This window comes from Domibacillus aminovorans (genome assembly GCF_001643235.1).
Lineage (GTDB): Bacteria > Bacillota > Bacilli > Bacillales > Domibacillaceae > Domibacillus > Domibacillus aminovorans.
This window is the reverse complement of record NZ_LQWY01000067.1, coordinates 326,327-344,876: the sequence shown is the minus strand read 5'-3', so window position 1 is coordinate 344,876 and position 18,550 is coordinate 326,327. Positions and strand designations below refer to the sequence as shown.

The 18,550-nt window shown below is 43.9% G+C and carries 18 protein-coding genes; 3 read left to right on the top strand and 15 right to left on the bottom strand.

Annotated elements, in window-relative coordinates; all coding sequences use genetic code 11:
• Positions 1 to 119: 119 nt before the first annotated feature.
• From AWH49_RS17500 to AWH49_RS17490, 3 genes are read right to left on the bottom strand one after another with little or no spacing between them, the layout of a single operon-like run.
• Positions 120 to 2,111: an ABC transporter permease gene (locus AWH49_RS17500; protein WP_063966742.1), complete on the bottom strand. Its 1,992-nt coding sequence runs from the start codon at positions 2,109 to 2,111 to the stop codon at positions 120 to 122.
• Positions 2,086 to 2,985 carry an ABC transporter ATP-binding protein gene (locus tag AWH49_RS17495; RefSeq protein WP_063966741.1) on the bottom strand — a complete coding sequence of 300 codons (900 nt, stop codon included), beginning with the start codon at positions 2,983 to 2,985 and terminating at the stop codon, positions 2,086 to 2,088. Before AWH49_RS17495 ends, AWH49_RS17500 begins: the two co-directional genes overlap by 26 nt.
• Entirely contained in the window at positions 2,978 to 3,364 is a 387-nt protein-coding gene (locus tag AWH49_RS17490) for a GntR family transcriptional regulator (protein ID WP_018394711.1), read from the bottom strand. Before AWH49_RS17490 ends, AWH49_RS17495 begins: the two co-directional genes overlap by 8 nt.
• 228 nt (positions 3,365 to 3,592) lie before the next feature.
• Here AWH49_RS17490 and AWH49_RS17485 point away from each other — a divergent pair, with 228 nt between their 5' ends.
• On the top strand, positions 3,593 to 4,972 hold the full coding sequence (locus AWH49_RS17485) for an S-layer homology domain-containing protein (RefSeq protein ID WP_063966740.1): 1,380 nt from the start codon (positions 3,593 to 3,595) through the stop codon (positions 4,970 to 4,972).
• Between the two features lie 60 nt (positions 4,973 to 5,032).
• On the opposite strand, the gene AWH49_RS17480 is transcribed toward AWH49_RS17485, so the two are convergent.
• The 5 genes from AWH49_RS17480 to AWH49_RS17460 form a co-directional block, all read right to left on the bottom strand.
• A complete protein-coding gene (locus tag AWH49_RS17480; RefSeq protein ID WP_063966739.1) occupies positions 5,033 to 5,668 on the bottom strand; it encodes a class A sortase in 636 nt (211 codons plus the stop codon).
• Between the two features lie 8 nt (positions 5,669 to 5,676).
• The gene (locus AWH49_RS17475) at positions 5,677 to 7,149 is read right to left on the bottom strand and encodes an LPXTG cell wall anchor domain-containing protein (protein WP_063966738.1); all 1,473 of its coding nucleotides are present in this window, start codon (positions 7,147 to 7,149) and stop codon (positions 5,677 to 5,679) included.
• Between the two features lie 166 nt (positions 7,150 to 7,315).
• Positions 7,316 to 8,026 carry an ABC transporter permease gene (locus AWH49_RS17470; protein ID WP_063966737.1) on the bottom strand — a complete coding sequence of 237 codons (711 nt, stop codon included), beginning with the start codon at positions 8,024 to 8,026 and terminating at the stop codon, positions 7,316 to 7,318.
• The gene (locus AWH49_RS17465; RefSeq protein WP_063966736.1) at positions 8,023 to 8,853 is read right to left on the bottom strand and encodes an ABC transporter ATP-binding protein; all 831 of its coding nucleotides are present in this window, start codon (positions 8,851 to 8,853) and stop codon (positions 8,023 to 8,025) included. Before AWH49_RS17465 ends, AWH49_RS17470 begins: the two co-directional genes overlap by 4 nt.
• Positions 8,854 to 8,980: 127 nt before the next feature.
• Positions 8,981 to 10,018, bottom strand: coding sequence for a LytTR family transcriptional regulator DNA-binding domain-containing protein (locus AWH49_RS17460; protein WP_063966735.1), 1,038 nt, complete (start codon positions 10,016 to 10,018; stop codon positions 8,981 to 8,983).
• A 175-nt stretch (positions 10,019 to 10,193) separates the two neighbouring features.
• On the opposite strand from AWH49_RS17460, the gene AWH49_RS17455 reads away from it, so the two are divergent.
• Positions 10,194 to 11,240, top strand: a complete 1,047-nt coding sequence (locus AWH49_RS17455; protein WP_063966734.1) for a YARHG domain-containing protein — start codon at positions 10,194 to 10,196, stop codon at positions 11,238 to 11,240.
• Positions 11,233 to 12,141 carry an N-acetylmuramoyl-L-alanine amidase gene (locus AWH49_RS17450; protein WP_063966733.1) on the top strand — a complete coding sequence of 303 codons (909 nt, stop codon included), beginning with the start codon at positions 11,233 to 11,235 and terminating at the stop codon, positions 12,139 to 12,141. Before AWH49_RS17455 ends, AWH49_RS17450 begins: the two co-directional genes overlap by 8 nt.
• A 55-nt stretch (positions 12,142 to 12,196) precedes the next feature.
• Here the strand turns inward: AWH49_RS17450 and AWH49_RS17445 are convergent, their stop codons facing one another.
• The 7 genes from AWH49_RS17445 to AWH49_RS17420 form a co-directional block, all read right to left on the bottom strand.
• Positions 12,197 to 13,051, bottom strand: coding sequence for a prohibitin family protein (locus AWH49_RS17445; RefSeq protein WP_063966732.1), 855 nt, complete (start codon positions 13,049 to 13,051; stop codon positions 12,197 to 12,199).
• Complete coding sequence (locus AWH49_RS20470) at positions 13,026 to 13,187, bottom strand: hypothetical protein (protein WP_169816013.1); 162 nt, start codon at positions 13,185 to 13,187, stop codon at positions 13,026 to 13,028. Before AWH49_RS20470 ends, AWH49_RS17445 begins: the two co-directional genes overlap by 26 nt.
• A gap of 327 nt (positions 13,188 to 13,514) precedes the next feature.
• Positions 13,515 to 14,123 carry an ABC transporter ATP-binding protein gene (locus tag AWH49_RS17440; protein WP_063966731.1) on the bottom strand — a complete coding sequence of 203 codons (609 nt, stop codon included), beginning with the start codon at positions 14,121 to 14,123 and terminating at the stop codon, positions 13,515 to 13,517.
• A complete protein-coding gene (locus tag AWH49_RS17435; RefSeq protein ID WP_063966730.1) occupies positions 14,113 to 15,036 on the bottom strand; it encodes an ABC transporter ATP-binding protein in 924 nt (307 codons plus the stop codon). Before AWH49_RS17435 ends, AWH49_RS17440 begins: the two co-directional genes overlap by 11 nt.
• Before the next feature lie 40 nt (positions 15,037 to 15,076).
• Entirely contained in the window at positions 15,077 to 15,940 is an 864-nt protein-coding gene (locus AWH49_RS17430; protein ID WP_063966729.1) for an ABC transporter permease, read from the bottom strand.
• Positions 15,937 to 16,914, bottom strand: a complete 978-nt coding sequence (locus tag AWH49_RS17425; protein ID WP_280512846.1) for an ABC transporter permease — start codon at positions 16,912 to 16,914, stop codon at positions 15,937 to 15,939. Before AWH49_RS17425 ends, AWH49_RS17430 begins: the two co-directional genes overlap by 4 nt.
• 25 nt (positions 16,915 to 16,939) lie before the next feature.
• A complete protein-coding gene (locus AWH49_RS17420; RefSeq protein WP_063966728.1) occupies positions 16,940 to 18,544 on the bottom strand; it encodes an ABC transporter substrate-binding protein in 1,605 nt (534 codons plus the stop codon).
• Positions 18,545 to 18,550: the final 6 nt, after the last annotated feature.

Genomic DNA, 18,550 nt, shown 5'->3' with positions numbered 1-18,550 from the left:
CGCAGTGTATGGCACGTTAATATATCCAATCGTATGTTCAAAAGAGAATATACTGATGAAAAAAAGAAGGGACTGTTCCAAAAGTCGGTGAAAACCGACTAGGAACAGCCCCTATTTTCTTATTCTTTTAACCCAACGACCGAAACGGTATAACCGATATGACCGTTTTCTTGCCATTTCAAGACGAGCAGACGGCTGCTATCTTCTGTCAAGCCTGCAGGATCAAGCAGCTGTTTAATCTTAGCTGTATCATTTACCTGCTCGTACGGAAGCGGCATGTCGCTCCATTTTGGCTCATCTCCATTATCCGGCCAGATAAAATCCGACAACTCTTTTTTCTGTTCTTCCGTTTCTGCTGTCACAATGAACGCTTTTTCCACGTTAGTGGCAGAAGCAAAGGACTCACCTCCAGGAACATGCTCACGAATGGCTTGAATCGTATGTTCATCATCCAGATTCACATTGACTGAAACTTGCATCTGATTTTCTTTCCCGATCCAGAATTCAATCGTACCAGCGCTCGCCCCACCATTCAGACTAAACTGATCCGCCTCTCCGGACAATGTATCTTTTTCCATTGCTGATCGGATCGCTTCAATATCTTCTTTTCCCGCCACATTGGCGAGTTGTCTGCCTGTCGTGCTGTCATACCCGCTCAAGTACGTCATTTTCTCCGGCGTCGCGATCGCAAAAAGAGGATTCGACGCTTTAATAAATTCAACATTTTTCCGGAGATCCTCTGTTATACGCCCCAGTTCATCCATTGATACTGTATACTGACGCTGCATACGGCTTCCGTCTTTCAACCCGTATGTAACTGAAACCTGATACCCTTCATAATCAGATACACCGACTCCAGCATCAATTAACTGCGCATGAATACTCCGCACTTCATTGATCGAATCGGCCCCTTTCATGAAGCCAGCATCTGTTTTTTTCAATTCTTCTACTCCTGTGTAAAATACGTTTTCAAACGGTTCTCCACTATCACCGATATACACTTTTTCCACTTCTTTCGCTTCGGGAATCGCTTTTTCATACGCTTTTGCTGCAATTGTGCCTGGAATAAGCAGCACGAGAATAGCGAGTACATAAAACACGAATCCTTTCCACGGCCAGACAAGACGCAATGATTTTTGAACGATCATTTGCAGCAATGTGTAGCCAGCAAACGCGCCGATCACATAACCAATAATCGTCCACGTAAGTGATCCGCCCAAAAACTGACTAAAGTACAATCCACCGATCAACATCGCCGCATACGTTAAGACGAAAATGAATGCCCATCGGAAAAACGGGAACACAATCGCTTCATCCACCGCTTCTGCCGGCCGTACTTTGTATACATAAAAAGAAACAGCAACAATCACGGCCGCAAGCACGAGATAAATTGCCCACTCTATCCCACTAAATGGCCGATTCACATACTCACCGGCACGGATTAAAAAGATGCCATCCGTCATCACTTTCGACGTATACGAATCAACCGCCAGGCCGTTCACAAAGTAACGTGCATTGTACAACGTTACGCTAATTAACCCTGCTGGCAGCACGAGAATGCCATACACCATAATGCCTTGCAGCAAAGCCGGTCCGATAAACAATCCGATCATGACCGTCACAATAAACATAAAAAGGGTAATAAAGAGTGATACACCGAGCCATTCAAACAAATGTCCGATTGAATAGGTAAGCGGCTTAATAAACGACCGTATCATAAGCAATAGAACCGCATTAATCAAAATCGGTACGGCAAGTGAGACGATGCCGGATGCATAAACGTGCATAAGCTGCGTACCTCGTTTAAACGGCAAGCTATGCATAAAGTCAGACGAACCTTTCTTCGTCATATAACTAGTCAATACAATCCCCGTTATTACTGGAAACACAAGATACGACAAGTACTGAAACGCGTATGTAAATGCGAACAGCACATTGCGATAATCTGTCTGCAGAAAATACTCATACTCCCGTTCATCACGCAGCACCATCATCAACCCGAGCGGGAGCAAGATTACTTGCGATAACAAAAAGAAAATACTAATCCATAATACGGAGCGTGAATGCTGCATGAACAGCCCTTTATTAAACGATAAGATTCCGGATTTCATAGCCGACACTCCCCATTTCATACGTAAAAATCTCTTCCAGCGTAAGCGGCAGCACATCATAAATGGCCGGCTCATACGAACGGACATAACGGTCAATCTCGTCTTCCGTCCCGCGTACGATACATGTCAGCACACGGCCGCGTTTCTCATAATGTACAACATCCATCCCTGCCAAAAACGATTCGTCCGGCATTTTTTTAAACGCCACCTGCAGCTTGCTGATGTCCGTTTTCAATTCTTCTAGATCACGCTCATACAGGAGACCGCCTTTATGCATCACGCCGACCGCGTCACAAAAATCTTCCATCTCCCGCAAGTTATGAGACGACACAAGCACAGTCATCTCACGGCTGCTCACATCTTGAATCAGTAAGTTTTTCACTTGCTGGCGCACGACCGGATCGAGCCCGTCAAACGGCTCATCCAAAATAAGCGCATCCGGCATCGCTGATAGTGTTAAAATAAACGCCGCCTGCCGCTGCATCCCTTTTGACATTCGCGAAAGCAATGCATTCGGATTAAGTGCAAAATGCTCATACAGCTGATGAAACCGCTCACCATTCCACTGGTCATACACCGCTTCATAAAACGAAGCCATCTGCATAAGCGACGTCTGATGAAAAAAGTATGGCTGATCAGGAATGAACAACACCCGCTTTTTCACGTCCGGCGCTTCAAAAATAGATTCGCCTTCAATCGTTGGCACCCCCTGATCCGCCCGAATGATGCCTGATATGATTTTCAGCAGCGTCGTTTTCCCGGCACCGTTTGACCCGAGCAATCCATAAATGGAACCTTTTTTCACATGAACGTTTACATCCTTCACCGCATCAAAGCGGCCAAATCGCTTCGATACATTATCTACCTTAATCATCGTCGCTGCCCCTTTCCGGTTCCTTCATCGTGTTAATGATTCGAATAACTTCATCTTTCGGTACACCTAAAAACAAAATTTCTCCAACAATACGCTCGAGCTCTTTTTTCAACATCTCCATTCGCTCCCTATTAATCTCGTTTTTGACCGGCGACACAAAGCTTCCTTTGCCTGGAATGGAATAAATGTAGCCTTCACGCTCCAACTCCCGGTACGCCTTTTGAATCGTATTCGGATTAATCGTCAAATCCTGTGCCAGCGACCTAACTGACGGCAGCTGTTCATCTTCTTTCATCACCTCACGAATAATCAGCTCTTTCAGCTTCTCAGTCAGCTGCTCGTAAATCGGCACCCGGCTTCTCGTATCTATCGTAAACATCGTCCCACATCCTTTCTGCGCAAACCGTACTAACTGTATTAATATATATAATACGGTATTTCTAAAAAAATGCAACATCTTCCATAAAAAAGTTTACAAGGGAAGAAAAATACCCCAATATAGATCTATGCAGGAATCATTTCTCTTTAAAACACAAGCATTTATATCCCATTTGATTGTCTAGCAATTTCTTATACGTACCTTTAATACCCGAAAGGAGATTCATAATTGAAAAAATCACTGTCCGTTTTTCTTAGTTTCATCATCACATTCAGTCTTTTTTCCCCGTTTGCACAGGCCGCTTCTTTTAAAGATGTGCCTAACTCACATCGTTTTTTTGACGATATTGACTTTTTATCAGACGCCGAAATTATTACCGGTTTTCCGGACGGCACATTTAAACCTGACCAGGCGGTAACACGCGCGCAAGCCGCTATTTTAATCGGTAAAACATTCGAACTGGACGGGACGAAACGGAAAACATCTTTTTCTGACGTCAACACATCCAATACAGCATCCGGCTACATCGAGTCCGCTGTAGAAGAAGGAATCATTTCCGGCTTCCCAGATGGCACATTTCGCCCAGGACAAACGGTTACACGCGGACAAATGGCCATTATTTTAGCAAAAGCATTCGGTTTAACTGAAACAGCAAACGTTGATTTTGCGGACGTATCCAAAACTTCTGCCGCTTATCCATATATCCAAAATATCGTTGCCGCTGGCATCACATACGGCTATGAAGATGGCACATTCAAACCGAACAATGCCGTCACGCGTGGACAATTCGCGGCATTTCTGTCACGGGCACTTTTCTCCACACCCGCTGACTCCTTATCTGTTGAATTTCTAAACGTCGGACACGGTGACGCTACACTCGTCACATTCCCGAACGGCGAAGTTATGCTCATTGATGCTGGTCCGGATGACGAATCGATTGCAGCAGAACTCGATTTGATGGGCATCGAAGACATTCATACATTCGTCGCCACACAGCCCGATCCTGAACATATCGGCGGCGCGGATTACGTACTTAAAAACTTCAACGTCCACCGCATCATTGACTCTGGCTTGAAAAGTACATCGCAAGAATATACCGATTACACGAACGCTTCAAAAGCAGCTGGCTTGACGCTTACACAAGCAAAAGTAAACAGCGACATTTCAGCTGATTCATCCACTCCCGTTCATGTGTTAAATGCAAACAGCGGAGCACAAAATGCAGACGACGGATCAATCGTTCTTGAGTTAACACATGGCGACGTCCGCTTTTTGCTTATGTCTGACGCGAGTGCATCGGTTGAAAACAAACTTGTCGCGGACTACAATTTGAGCGCAGACGTGTTAAAAGTATCACAGCATGGGGGCTCAGCAGCGACAACACAGTCGTTCGTTGACGAAGTCGCACCGCTTTATGCCGTCGCTTCTCACGGAACAGGCGCAAATTTCGCCGACTCATCCGTCTTAAAACGTCTCACGGACGCCGGTGCAAAGACAGCTTCGACAACAGGCGGTACGGTGCTTGTCATGAGCGACTTAGAAAGTTTTTATACTGTACAATACAACACATTCGGCACTTCACAAAAAGCAGCCTACTCGGCACACTAATATTGAACGCAAAAAAGCAGCATCAAAAGCCTAATCACATGGCTTTCGATGCTGCTCTTTTTATTCATACTCTTCTGTTTTTATCAGTTTACCGTGCACGATAAATCGCTTTTCGGGTTCATCGGGCGTATAACATGTGACGAGCGTGATGACCGGGTCAATCGTATTGTCTAGAATATCAACACGGGCTTCATGAACGACTTCAAGTTCTGTCACTTCATATATATACTCGTATGTTAAATCCGTTACCGTAATGAGCGCCCCTTTTTCCACACGCAAAATCGGGCTGAAAAGCAGTGTATCTCTCTTCATATGATGACCTGCGAGCGTATAATTGCCAAGTCCCATCCACTGATCTTCCCGCATCGTCGTTGCCCCGACAAGCAAATTCTCATTCGTTGTTCCTTTTAAAATGGGCAAACTGAGATTAACAGATGGAATCTCCATTTGCCCAACAATCGCGGACTTTTCCACTTCAACGTCTTTCGTCACCGTATCTAAAACAGATGGCGGCTCAATCACTTCCATATTAAACTCGGCCGGCAGTTCATTATTTTCCTGAATTTCTTCCGGCGATAACTGCACAGCTTCATACTTTTCCGTATTCGCTTCTAGCAGTTCGTACTTCAAAAATGGGGCCGCAATTAACACCCCCGCTGCTATGATACAGATGACCGCAATGACTTTTCTCAACATCGCCTTGCTTACGCACGCTTCCCTTTTTTCATAAACATGTACGCGCCCGCTACTAGCAATATAACGCCAAGCATATACATCATCGATGATTCATCACCTGTTCTCGGTAATGTATCTACTGACTTCGTACCACTCGTCGTTGTCGCAGCTCCAGTCGTTGATGATTTCGCATTTTTAAACGTTAGCTCAACCGTTTCACCGCTTTTAATCGTCACAACGGTCTTTTCCGACGAACGTGTATAGCCAGTCGGTGCTTTCGTTTCTTCCAGCGTATATTTGCCTGCCACTAAATTTTCAAACTCGGCGGTTCCTTTATAATCCGTCACAACTTTTGCGACAAGCTTCTCATCACCCGTATAATAATAAAGTGAGAACTCAGCACCTTTTAACGCATCGCCTGATTTTTCGTCTGTTTTCTTAATCGAAAGAGTACCATATTCGTTGATTAATTGATTTTCTATCGTTTTCTCAAGCGGCGTCTGACGGCCGATCACCACATCCCATGTTTCCGTTGGCAATACAAAATCGGCTGCTGTTTTCGTCTGTTTCAACGTGTACGTGCCATAAGCAAGTCCCGTCAACAGAGCAGTGCCTTTCTCATCCGTTACAACCGTCTTTGAAAATAGACCATTTTCTGATTTCAGCTCAAATTCCGCCGCTGTAATCGGTGTCTTCGTTCCTTTTTCAACCGCTGTAATCGTTAAGCCGCCCGTTAAACCGGCTACCTTCGCATGCGTCACTTCTTTCATAACAACGGCTTCATTTATCTCTACTTTCCATGGATCCGCTGGCACTGCATATCCTGCCTGTGCAGCCGTTTGCGTCACTATATACGTGCCATACGGAAGACTCGGTACTGTCGCTTCACCCGCGCTGTTTGTCGTGAGGGACGCCACGACTTTTCCATCACTATTCACAACGGTGAACGCTGAACCTGCCACCTTTTCTTTCGTTAACGCGTCAATGGCCACGATTTTCAACGCTCCTGTGCCTACTTCTGCCTTATTCTCTACTGTCATGCTCACGACAACCGGCGCTGCCTGTCCAATGTTAAACGCCGCTTTATACGTGCTTGCCGCTGTAACGACCGCTTCATTGAAAACAACAGGGATAAAAATCTTCCCCGAAGTACCAGATTCAATGGCTGATACATTCGCGAATGCAACCGTGATGACTCTAGTCTCTGCATCTACTTTTACCATTCCGACATTCGTTCCATCTTTCGTCGTCAACGCTTTTTGCACATCTTCCTTTACCTTAAATGTGTCCGGAAGCGTCATCGCAGCTGGCTGACTGCCTTTATATGACCAGGCTAGATCAATTATTAATTTCTCATTTTTTGCAAACGGCTGATCGGTGCCCCCATCTGCATGCGTCACCTTCACTCCGTCATAAAACGTCGTCCCCCCTGCTGCTTGAGCCGGTTGAATAAGTCCAATTACGATAAATAAAGCGAACAGCGACATAATACATTTTTTCATAGATAAGGCTCCCTGATTTTTTATTTTATTCATCTAAAAAAAGATAGTCTTACTTGATTTTACCATAAAAAGAATAGAAATCCACCATCAATTTTCAGAGAATTATATAGTGAAACTTCATTTTCCCAGCGAAATAAAGAGCCCGGCACGTTGGCCAGGCTCATAATCATTTGTCCGCCGCACTTTTTTTATACATCACGACTGTCAATGCTATGGACGCGACGGCCCACACCGCAATGACTGCCAAGTGTGAGGCCACTTCGCCAAACGCCGCGCCGCCGTGCAACTGCACAGCCATGCTAGACAGCTGTTCATTTGGCAAATACGATAACACCTTCTTAATAAATTCATTCTCAACAATTTGCATAATGAAGCTGCTACCAAGGAACACGACCAAAACCGGCATGCCAACAATCCCCGTTTCCATTACATTTCTCGATAAAAGACCAATAATGGTTCCAATTGAAATATACGCAATGAGAGAGAGCAAAATCGCGATTGAAAGCGGCGCAATGCCTGTTAATTGAACTTCACTCAACCAGATCGATAGAATGATAACAACGATCGTCACAGCACCTGTCAGCACACTTTTCCCAATGAAAATATCAAGTGTTGAAGCCGGTGACAGCATTAACCCGCGCAATGTATTTTTCTCCTTTTCTTCCGCTATCATCGATGCCTGTACGAATGCAGCACACATGACGAGCGCCATATTGACCGGAAACATATGCATGCCTGGATTCTCCACCCCCATTCGTCCTAAAATAGCCGCAAACACAACCGGCATAAACACCGTAAACAATACATACGAATTACGCTTTAAATCTTTCCAGTCTTTGACGAAAATTGCCCCGACACGCTTCATTGACCCATTCATACTAAATCCCTCCCTGTTAGCTGCATAAAAATGTCGCCAAGTGTTGGCTCGTTTGAATGAATCGCCAGTAGTTCCCCATTCGCGATATAGTCCTGAATTTGCGCCGCGCCCGCTTCATTCCGTTCCACAACAACTGTTTTATTTTCCTTTAAATGAAGAGAAATCGACTCGTCTGAATAATGAAGACGAAGCGCCTGCGGTGAATTCATCGCTTTTATCTCCCCGGCGTTCAAAAATGCAACACGGTGGCATAGTTCTTCCGCTTCCTGCATGTCATGCGTCGTCAAAAAGATCGTTGTCCCTTCCGCATTCAATCGCCGTAAAATGGTATGAATACGCGTCCGGTTGACTGGATCGAGTGCGGATGTCGGTTCATCCAAAAACAACAAATCTGGCTTATGTAAAATCGCCCGGGCAAGCGTCACCCGCTGCTTCATTCCTTTTGACAGCTTTTTCACGACCGTTTTCCCTTCCGCTGCTAGATTCACTTCATCCAGCACATCCGAAATACGTGCCCGGTCCGTCCCGTACAAATCGCAAAACAACACTAAGTTATCATACACCGTCAAGCGATCGTACAACCCGCTGTTATCTGTTAAAATACCGATTCGTTTTAAATCCGCTTGCGGCTGACCGAAAATCCGAATCTCTCCTTTTGACCCAATCAGCTGCGACGTTAAAATTTTAATCGTTGTCGTCTTCCCTGATCCACTCGGTCCTAAAAATCCGAATGTTTCTCCCTTTTCCACCTCAAAATGAAGCCCTTTTAATACACTCTTTTTCCCGAAATAATGAACGAGATTTCGTACCTCAATGACATTTTCCATGCTCAATTGCTCCCTTCGCTGATCGTGTTTCCACTATATCTTGATATTCTCATAAACGCTGTAATATCAAGGTGAAAAGCATCATACCAACCCCGAATGGAGTATATTTTGCTCTATATGGAGCACATTAAATGGCCATTTTCTCTTTTAATGCTGCTAGTTTCCCTTTCGACAATGGAATCGAACTTTTCTCTGAATTATTGAGCACGAGACTGTAACTATTTCTTGTCCACGTCACCACCTCACGCACCTTCGACAAATGCACAATGTACGACCGATGGCACCGGAAAAAGCCGAACGGCTCAAGCCTGTCCTCAAGATCCGCGAGACTGAGCGCACATGGAAACAGGTCCCCTTGCACATAAAGCTGCGCCGCGCCTTCCATACTCTCCACATAATCAATTTCATCCGGATCAAATAACACAAGCTTATCCTCAAGCTTTGACGGAATCTTCATCTGAACCGATTTCGGTACAATGACCGGTTTTTCCGTCCGCTCTTCTTCGACTGCTTCCATTTCCGTCTCTTCTTCCAACTGAATCTCTATTTGTTTCAACCCGTGCTCGTTCAAAACATAGACGCAGTCGGTGAGCGCCATCGCATTTTCTAAATAACTCGCCAAAATGAGCACCGTTTTTCCCCGTGTCGCAAACGATTCTACCGCCCGCTGAATAATATGCTTGCTTTCAAGATCAATCGATTGAAACGGTTCTTCAAGTACAAGCAAATCCGGATCATGAACGAGCGCTTTTGCCGTGAACACGCGTACCTTTTCAGATTGCGACAACTTTTCAATCCGTACATTTTTCTTTTTTTCTAGACCGAATAAAGCGATCAGTTCATCCAGATTCACATGTCCATCATAAAGCCGCTGAAAAAACCGCAAATTATCGATGACCGACAACCGTTCATACAGTGTATCTTGTATATAAACCGTACCGATTTGATGGAACAATTTTTTTTGACCCGGTACGATTTTCATTTCATTTATATGTATCTCTCCATCGGACAAACCGGACACCCCGATCAAAATCTTCATTAATTCCTGTCGTAGCTCATGACCGCACTGAATCGCCGTTATTTCACCGGATGAAACCGACAAATTGAAAGAAGAAAAAAACACATTATTTCCTTTACTTTTCCGAACATCTTTTAGTAGAAGCATCTATTTAACAATCCTTTATTCGTTTTTTTCAGTTTACCATTAGGTTGGTAAAGAAAAAATGGATGCGCTAGCAATGTCACTTTTTCATGACAAAACACCCTAATCCAAAAATTAGATTGTAAAATTTTATATAATTCATTAGTATAAAAGTATTAATTTATAAGGAGATTGAATCATGTCTAAATGTGGTGTTTGCGGTCATGCCAGTGAAGCAGGCCAATCTTTTTGTTCAGAATGCGGGGCTGATTTGTCAAAAAAGACATCTAGAAAGACGGGCGGAAAGAAAACCGGTTCCAAAATGATGCCGCTCTTGCTTGCATTCGCTGCCGTTATCGCGATTGCATTGTTTACTGGCTATCAAATGATGTCAAAAAAGTACAGTGAAGAAGCAGTAGTAGAACAGTTCACAACAGCGCTCGCTGAAAAAGATAAGAGTACGCTAAAGAATGTCATTATGCCTACTGATTCGCGTCTAAAAGTGAATGACCAGACACTGGATGCTCTTTTTGCTTTACTTGATAAAAATCCATCTTTGCTGTCAGAAATTGAACGCTCTCTATCGAATGAATCGCTGGACAGCCCATTGTTTACAGTGAAACAGGAAGGCAAAAAATACGGCATCATTCATCAGCACGTAATCGATACACCGGGTAACTTTTTAACCGTGGAATCTACAGGCATAAAAACAGTGGTTACGTTAAACAACAGTGAACTCGGTACGATTGATGCAGCGAGTGAATCGCGCGAATTCGGCCCTTATCTTGCCGGCTTGTATACGGTAAAAGGAGTGAGCACAACCGATAGCGGCAAAAAAGAAGACGTAGAAGAAGTCATACTCGGCGGCGCAGAACGAGAAACGGCATTAGCACTTGATACCGCTGAACCGAAAAAAGAAGAGAAAGAAAAAGAGAAGGAAGTAACCGAAAAAACCGTGATTAAAGAAGTGATCCGCGAAGTACCTGTTGCTTCAAGCGGAAGCTACTACATTTTGCCGCATAGTGATTATGCGTACCTTGCAGATAGCGATTTATATGGCATGTCCAGCAGTCAGCTTCGCCTTGCACGAAACGAAATTTATGCACGCTACGGATACATTTTCGAGTCCAATGATCTGCAAAACTATTTTAGCAGCCAGTCTTGGTACAGCCCGAATCCGTATTATGACGGCAGTTTATCGTCGATTGAAAAAGCGAATGTGGAGTTCATTAAATCGTATGAATAAACAGCGGGGTGCCTGGATTCTCGTCCTTATCGCTTTGATCGTATCAGCCGGGCTTCTTTTCATTGATTCGCAGTCATCGCAAGGGCTTTTAAACAGCTTTGATACCGGAGAACCGGAAACAATTAAACCACCCGCAGCGATCGTAAAAGAAGAACCTGTCTCTAAGACGGAACTTGAGTCTATTGAGCCTGCCGCTCTGGAAAAAGAAACTGTCGTAACGCAAGCCGTCGGTATTCCTGAACCTGAGCCCGTACCTGTTCCTGCTGCTGATCCATTTCTCGTCGTCATTGACCCCGGCCATCAGGCGAAAGCGAATCTTGATCAAGAACCGATCGGACCGGGCGCAGCTGAAACGAAATATAAAGTAACGGGCGGCACGACAGGTATTGTCACGAAAAAGCCGGAATATGTATTAAATCTAGAAGCCGCTGAACTGTTAAAATCAGCGCTTGAAGCAAGAGACATGAAAGTGATTTTGACACGGACAACGAATGACGTTGATATGAGCAATAGTGAGCGGGCAGCTGTTGCCAATGACAATGAAGCGGATTTATTCGTTCGGCTGCACGCGGACGGTTCAGAAAATCCGGCAACGAGCGGGTTTTCCGTTCTAATTCCAGCAAAAGAAAATTCGTATACGAGCGCCATTTTTGCGGATAGTGAATTAGCGGCCAATCACGTCATTCAAGCCGTTTCCGCTGACATCCCGCTTCATCAGACCGGTATTTTTTACCGGGATGACATGTCTGGATTCAATTGGTCTAAAGTACCAGTCATCTTGCCTGAAATCGGTTTTATGACAAATGTGGAAGAAGATCAAAAGTTATCCGATCCTGCTTATTTAACAAACGTCATGAATCTTCTTGCGGACGGCATTGTACAATATGCAAATAACAATTAAAATAAGCCTTCTGCATCCCGCAGAAGGCTTTTAAAATAGAGATTCGATCATTTCATTACTGCCCAGCACTCGCAGCGGTACCTGCATCATCAATCGGAATTTCGATCAACTGATTTGAGCCAGTTGCTTTTGGCATGACACCGTCCCATTTTTCGATCCATTTATTTTGAATGACTTCAGGTGAAATGGATTCTTTAATGATTTTATTGTAGTCAGATATACCTTGCGCTTCAATTTTCTTTTTCTGTGCTTCGGCTTCCGCAATCTTCAACTCAATCTGTTTCCGCTCAAGTTCCTGTGCTGCTTCTACCCGTTTATTAATCGCCGCTTGCGTTGACTCATCCGGCTTCGGCACACCGAGCGTCAAGTTATCGACGACGAAACCGAGTTCTTTAATGTCATCGGAAAATAAGTTTTGTACACCAACAGCAGCTTCAGATGATTTTTCACCGTACGTATCGATAACCGAGTATTTTGCAATGCCTTTACGTCCTGCATCCCAAAGACGTGTGCGCAAATACGATTCTTCAATTTGCTCGACTGGTATCGGGCCAAATTTATTAAACACATCAACGACTTTATCCGGTTCAATACTGTAGTTGTAAGCAAAATCAACGGTTACACTTTTCCCGTCTGACGTAGCGACTTGAATATCTGTATAATTAACCGTCTGCATCCGTATTGGATATACGGTTACTTTGTCAAATAAACCGACAAGATGCCAGCCTTGACCAAGTGTTTCATCCTGCACACCACCATTCGGACTATATACAACACCAACATAGCCGTTCGGAATTTTTTCAATAAACAAGGTAAGTAAGGCAATGCCTAAAATAAGAGCGATTGCGACGATCGAACCACCGATTACCTTTTTGTTCCTTCCTCTATTCATCTTTTTCACGTCCCCCATCGTGTGAACCCTCCTTTAAATTATCTTTCACTTTACTGGCCGTTTCCCCTACTTTTTTAAATGACGGCGACAGCATAAGCCAAATGCCAGCGCCAATCAGCAAAAGGACAAGGATCGAACCGATAAATACTTTCATCACATTCCCTCCTCTTTCGGAATAATTTCCCGGGTAATTCCATTGAATTCACCGTCAAATGAATATGTATACAGTTCTCGCTCGGACGGCATCCTGTCCATTTTCTTGCATGTGCGCATCGATCTTTACATCGGTAATCGTGTGACAGCGAGCGCTTGAAGTGGTAGAAATAAAAAGAAGAATAATGTCAACATCATCGTTTTTCTCCTCTCAATCACCTCTCCTTATTTTTACGTACAATCGTAAAAAAAGTTTCAGTTATTTTCAGAAAATACATGATCTTTTACATTATTCAAACAATGATTATATAGAACATTTACCATGTTATCATGCATTAGCAGGATGAAACTCAATGACTCGATGACAAAGTCTTTGAATGAGTTTCGCTTCATGGCTGACAATGAGTACGCCCATCCCTCTCTTTTTAGCCATTTCCAGAACGACATGCCAAATTTGAGCTTGTGTGATGGCGTCAAGCATCGTTGTCATTTCATCAGCAATGAGAAAACGCGTCCCTTTTCCCAATGCTCGAGCCACACAAAACCGCTGCAATTCTCCTCCAGACAGTTCATTTGGCCAACGCGTTAGCCATTCCCGTTCAATGCCTAAGGATTCGAGCAGCTCCTGATCAAGCGGCCCTCCTTCACGAAGAGTCTTTATCATCTTCCACCTTGGGTTAATTGCTTTTTCTGGATGTTGAAAGACGAGTTGCACAGGATGATAGACGTTCTTCGGCAATAAAGAGTGATTAACAGTAATGCTTCCTTCCACAGGTTTCTCATAGCCTGCTAAAACTTTGCAGAAAGAGGTTTTCCCGCATCCACTCGGTCCAGTGAGGCCAACGATTTCCCCTGGCTCTACGGTTACATTGACCCCTCGAAACAACCACGGTCCATTCCCATAACGAAACCCGACATCTTTTGCCTCAAGTTGCATGGATACACCTCACCATTCCATTACGAAGGTTTCGCATCTCGGGTCGTGCCTGTCTACACTCAAGTGTAACCTTTTCACATCGCGGTTCAAATAAGCAGCCAGCTGGCAAAGCACTCGGATGGGGCTGCGAGCCTCGGATCGGAACAAAATCATTTTGCGGCAGCGCTCTCCATAACGCTTTACTATACGGATGCCGTAACGCTTCACCATTCCCAAAAAAGTCATCCACTGGTGCGACTTCAACCGTTGTACCTGCATAAAATACGGCAATTTTATCGGCAATTTTTAGGGCAGATTCAATATCATGAGTTATGAGCATGACCGCACAACCATTGTCTGCAAGCTCCCTAAAGTCATGAAGAGCTTCTAATATGACCACCGGATCAAGTCCCGGGGTCGGTTCATCTGCAATAATCACGTTTGCCTCACTTACCATCGCTGTTGATAAAAGTGTTCTTCTCGCCATTCCTCCAGACAATTGAAACGGGTACATGTTCTCAACATCTGATTGTAAATGATATCGTTCAAAGACCTTACGTTGTGCCAGAGCGGCATCGCCCTGTTTAACAGACGTACGGACTTGAGCCCCAACGCGCATAAGCGGGTCTAAATAGTTGACGGATTGTGGGACGAGTGCAATTTCTTTGCCTCTTAATGCCATTTGCCGAGCAGCCGTAAGTTCATCTCCTGCATATTTAATCGTCCCGCTCATGCTCGCATTACTCGGTAGGATCCCTAAGATAGCATGAGCCAGCAAACTTTTCCCCGAACCGCTTGCTCCCACTACGGCAAGTATTTCACCTGCCTCCAGAGTGACATTTAAACTCGTGATAACATGATGATGTTTTTGTTTTAGACCTCTTGTATATTGTTTAAAAGAGATGGATAAGTCTTCTACTTCAAGAATAGACATATATATTACTCCTTTTTAAAAATAAACATCGCATATTTAATTAATCGTGAGCTCTCGTTGGATCAATGAGCATTCGGAGATTTTCGCCAATCGTATCAAATGTCCGAACGACAATAAGCAAACAAAGACCTGGAAAAAAGGCGAGCCACCACATACCTGAAGACAAGTACTTCATCGATTCTGACAAAATAATCCCAATAGCTGGTTCGTGGGGCGATAACCCTAAACCTAAAAAGGTCACAGCCGCTTCATGTAAGATCGCATGTGGAAACAATAATAAGAAGCCGACTAACACTTGCGGGATTAAATGCGGAAAAATGTGTTGAACAGCAATAAACCATCGAGATTTCCCCATCTTCTGAGACACTTGTACAAATTCAGCTGAACGAATTTGCATGACTTCTGCCCGAATAACACGAGCAAGACTCGGCCAATGGGTGAGGGCAATTCCGATAACAATCCCTTTAAATCCTCCCCCTAATGTAAAGGCAATCAAAATGAGCGTGACGAGGTGCGGTACACTAAGAAAAAGATCAATGAGCCATGATATCATCCGATCGACCATTTTCCCCATTGTAGCTGCGGCCATACCAAGGATAAGAGCAATCGACGCGCTGCCAATTGCTCCAATCAATCCTACTCCCATACTTAACGAAAGCCCCATAATGGTACGTGTAAACATATCTCTGCCTAACCAATCGGTACCAAAAAGATGATCAAATGAAGGGGGAGCATTTCGTATCGTTAAGTTCGTGGCAATTCTTCCTTCATCTAATAAAAAACGGCCAACAACAATGCTTAGTAAGAAAATAACAGCGATAACGGTCACGATCAATGTCCGTTTCCTTCTATTAAAATATTTTCGAGCATTCTTTCTCTTTTTTATGTTAAGGGCCGCATTCAAATCATTCGCCCCTCTCTTATTCTCGGATCTAACACGTAATAAATCAAATCAGCGATTAAGTTCCCAATAAAAACAAATAGTGCACTGCATATAACTAATCCTAATAAAAGCGGAACATCTCCTCGTAGTCCTGCTTCTACGGTAGCTTGTCCAAGACCCGGGTAAGAAAATACTTGTTCAGCAAGCACGGCCCCGCCAAACAATTCACTAAAAGCAGCAAATTGTAAAGTGATCGCTGGCAAAGCTACATTCCGTAATCCATGCCGCCAAAACAAACCAAAACCGTATTCTCCTCTTGCCCTCGCGAACAACACGTAATCACTAGCCAGAACATCGATCAACTTCTGACGCGTATGTAAAGCTACATTCGCAACACCGACAACACTAAGAGTAATCGCTGGAAGGATCAGATGATTAATTCGATCGGCTATTGTGACATCTTCTGCAAGAACGCCAGCTGGAACCCCTAAGCCGATCGGAAACCACCCTAACCATACGGCAAAAACAATGAGCATGAGAAGTCCGAGCCAAAAGGTCGGAGTGGATGCCAAAGTATAACAATACCATTTAATGAATTTGTCCACCCACGTATCCTTTTTCATCGCTGAAATAACGCCCATGGCAAACCCGATGATTCCGGATAATAACCACGCTGTGATCATTAAAACGAAAGAATTTAAAAAACGTTCACTAATAATCTCAGCAACGGGACGGCGGTAAATCATTGACGTTCCTAAATCACCTGTAAGCAAAGCAGAGCCCCAATTGAAAAACTGTACCATGACCGGTTGATCGAGTCCCCAATACTCAGCAATCTTTTCTCGCTGTTCCGGTCCTACCTTCAACAGATCCGCACCGATATACGCTTGAATTGGATCAATGGGAGAATTCTTTATTAATAGAAAGGAAATGAAACAAATGGCGACTAATAATGTCGCCATTCGTACACTTTTCAGTAAAAGAAAGATTCCAATATGTCTATTTAGCCCTTTGCGCACGTTACTCAGTCCATTTCCAATCTTCAATATTGTTTGTCACAGGCCAACCATGCCCATGTGGATGGATTCTTTGTTTCCCGATATCCAGACCGTCTTTCACTAAGTACAAGTGGTCAATGTTCACTAACCATGCCCATGGAGCGTCCCCTTTTGCACTTAATCCAGTCGTTCCATCCCATTGCGCTTTTTTCCAAAACGCCATTGCTTCTGTTTCATTCGCAGCACGAAGCGCCTTTTCAAAATAGTCATCTACTTTTTTATTTTCATAAAAACCTGTGTTATAGTACTCTACTCCTGCAAATTTGCTGCTATATACGTTATACATTTCATGCGGGTCATGACTTCCCCAACCCATGAGTACAGCGTTTGAATACATCTTCTGTTCGATCGTATCCCAGCTTTCACCCTCTATTGTTATGTTAATACCTAGTGGTTTGATCATATCCGCAACAGCTATGGAGAGCGATTGTCTTATTGCATCGTCCGCTGGGTAATATAAAGTAAACTCCGCTTTCAAAGAGCCTTTCTCCAACGTTCCGTCACCGTCTGTATCTTTCCAGCCTGAATCCTTTAACATCTTTTTAGCCCCATCTAGATCGGCATCTTTAAAGACCGTTTCAGGATTCCACCAAGGTAAACCATCTACTGACGTATAAGCGGGTGATCCGTATCCTTCTAACACACCGTCAATAAGTGCTTCTCTATCAATCGCGATATTAATAGCATGACGAATCGCTGGATCAGCCGTCACATCGTTACCAATTGGTAAACCATCTTCAGTCACATTACCTGATTTTACGTATGGAAACACAATTCCACGATTGTCAACCGTTTTGACTGCTTCTAACCGCATACCAGGTACTTGTTGTTGACTAAATGCAGCTGGGATAGCCGCAACATCAACATTTCCTGCTTGAGCAGCAGCAAACGCAGCATCCTCACTTAAAAATAAAAAGGTCATCTTTTGAAAAGAAGGCTTTTGATCATAATATTCAGGGTTCGCCTGTACAATAAGCTGCTGCCCCTTGTCCCACTGAACGAGCTGATAAGGGCCTGAACCAACCGGGTTTTCTGCATAATCTTCTCCGTAAGCATGTTTAGGGACAATCCCTGTGGCAACGAAAGAGTTAACAAATGTTGATTGCGCTTCTTTTAACGTAAATGTTACGGTGTACTCATCCTTTGCTTCCACTTTCTCCAGTACATTCAGATCAACAACTGATCCATTTTTCAGTGCTGTTTCAAACGTGAATTTTACATCTGCTGCTGTTAATGGTTGTCCATCCGAAAATTTCACATCTTCACGCAAAGTGACTGTCCAGACCTTTCCATCTTCACTCACGTTATAACTAGTGGCTAAGTCATTGACAATGTTAAGTTCATTATCCCTTTTTAACAGTGTACTTTGGAAAAGCGGTGAGCCGTAACGTCCCCAACCAGTCGTTGGATCAAACCCAGTATCAGGCTCTCCTCCAACCGCTAACACAAGCTCATCCTTTTTATTTTCCACATTAGGTTGACTAGATTTAGATTGTGAACAACCTGCTAACATAATAGAAAAAGCGAAAACAGCTATTGCGATGAGTCCAAAAAATTTCTTACTCATGTATCT

Coding starts and splice junctions, on each gene's coding strand:
- AWH49_RS17490 (WP_018394711.1), bottom strand. CDS start 3,364: ATGTTTACGATAGATACGAGAAGCCGGGTGCCGATTTACGAGCAGCTG.
- AWH49_RS17455 (WP_063966734.1), top strand. CDS start 10,194: ATGTCTAAATGTGGTGTTTGCGGTCATGCCAGTGAAGCAGGCCAATCT.
- AWH49_RS17445 (WP_063966732.1), bottom strand. CDS start 13,051: ATGGGGGACGTGAAAAAGATGAATAGAGGAAGGAACAAAAAGGTAATC.
- AWH49_RS17435 (WP_063966730.1), bottom strand. CDS start 15,036: ATGTCTATTCTTGAAGTAGAAGACTTATCCATCTCTTTTAAACAATAT.
- AWH49_RS17450 (WP_063966733.1), top strand. CDS start 11,233: ATGAATAAACAGCGGGGTGCCTGGATTCTCGTCCTTATCGCTTTGATC.
- AWH49_RS17465 (WP_063966736.1), bottom strand. CDS start 8,853: ATGGAAAATGTCATTGAGGTACGAAATCTCGTTCATTATTTCGGGAAA.
- AWH49_RS17440 (WP_063966731.1), bottom strand. CDS start 14,123: ATGCAACTTGAGGCAAAAGATGTCGGGTTTCGTTATGGGAATGGACCG.
- AWH49_RS17460 (WP_063966735.1), bottom strand. CDS start 10,018: ATGCTTCTACTAAAAGATGTTCGGAAAAGTAAAGGAAATAATGTGTTT.
- AWH49_RS20470 (WP_169816013.1), bottom strand. CDS start 13,187: ATGAAAGTATTTATCGGTTCGATCCTTGTCCTTTTGCTGATTGGCGCT.
- AWH49_RS17475 (WP_063966738.1), bottom strand. CDS start 7,149: ATGAAAAAATGTATTATGTCGCTGTTCGCTTTATTTATCGTAATTGGA.
- AWH49_RS17470 (WP_063966737.1), bottom strand. CDS start 8,026: ATGAATGGGTCAATGAAGCGTGTCGGGGCAATTTTCGTCAAAGACTGG.
- AWH49_RS17495 (WP_063966741.1), bottom strand. CDS start 2,985: ATGATTAAGGTAGATAATGTATCGAAGCGATTTGGCCGCTTTGATGCG.
- AWH49_RS17500 (WP_063966742.1), bottom strand. CDS start 2,111: ATGAAATCCGGAATCTTATCGTTTAATAAAGGGCTGTTCATGCAGCAT.
- AWH49_RS17480 (WP_063966739.1), bottom strand. CDS start 5,668: ATGTTGAGAAAAGTCATTGCGGTCATCTGTATCATAGCAGCGGGGGTG.
- AWH49_RS17420 (WP_063966728.1), bottom strand. CDS start 18,544: ATGAGTAAGAAATTTTTTGGACTCATCGCAATAGCTGTTTTCGCTTTT.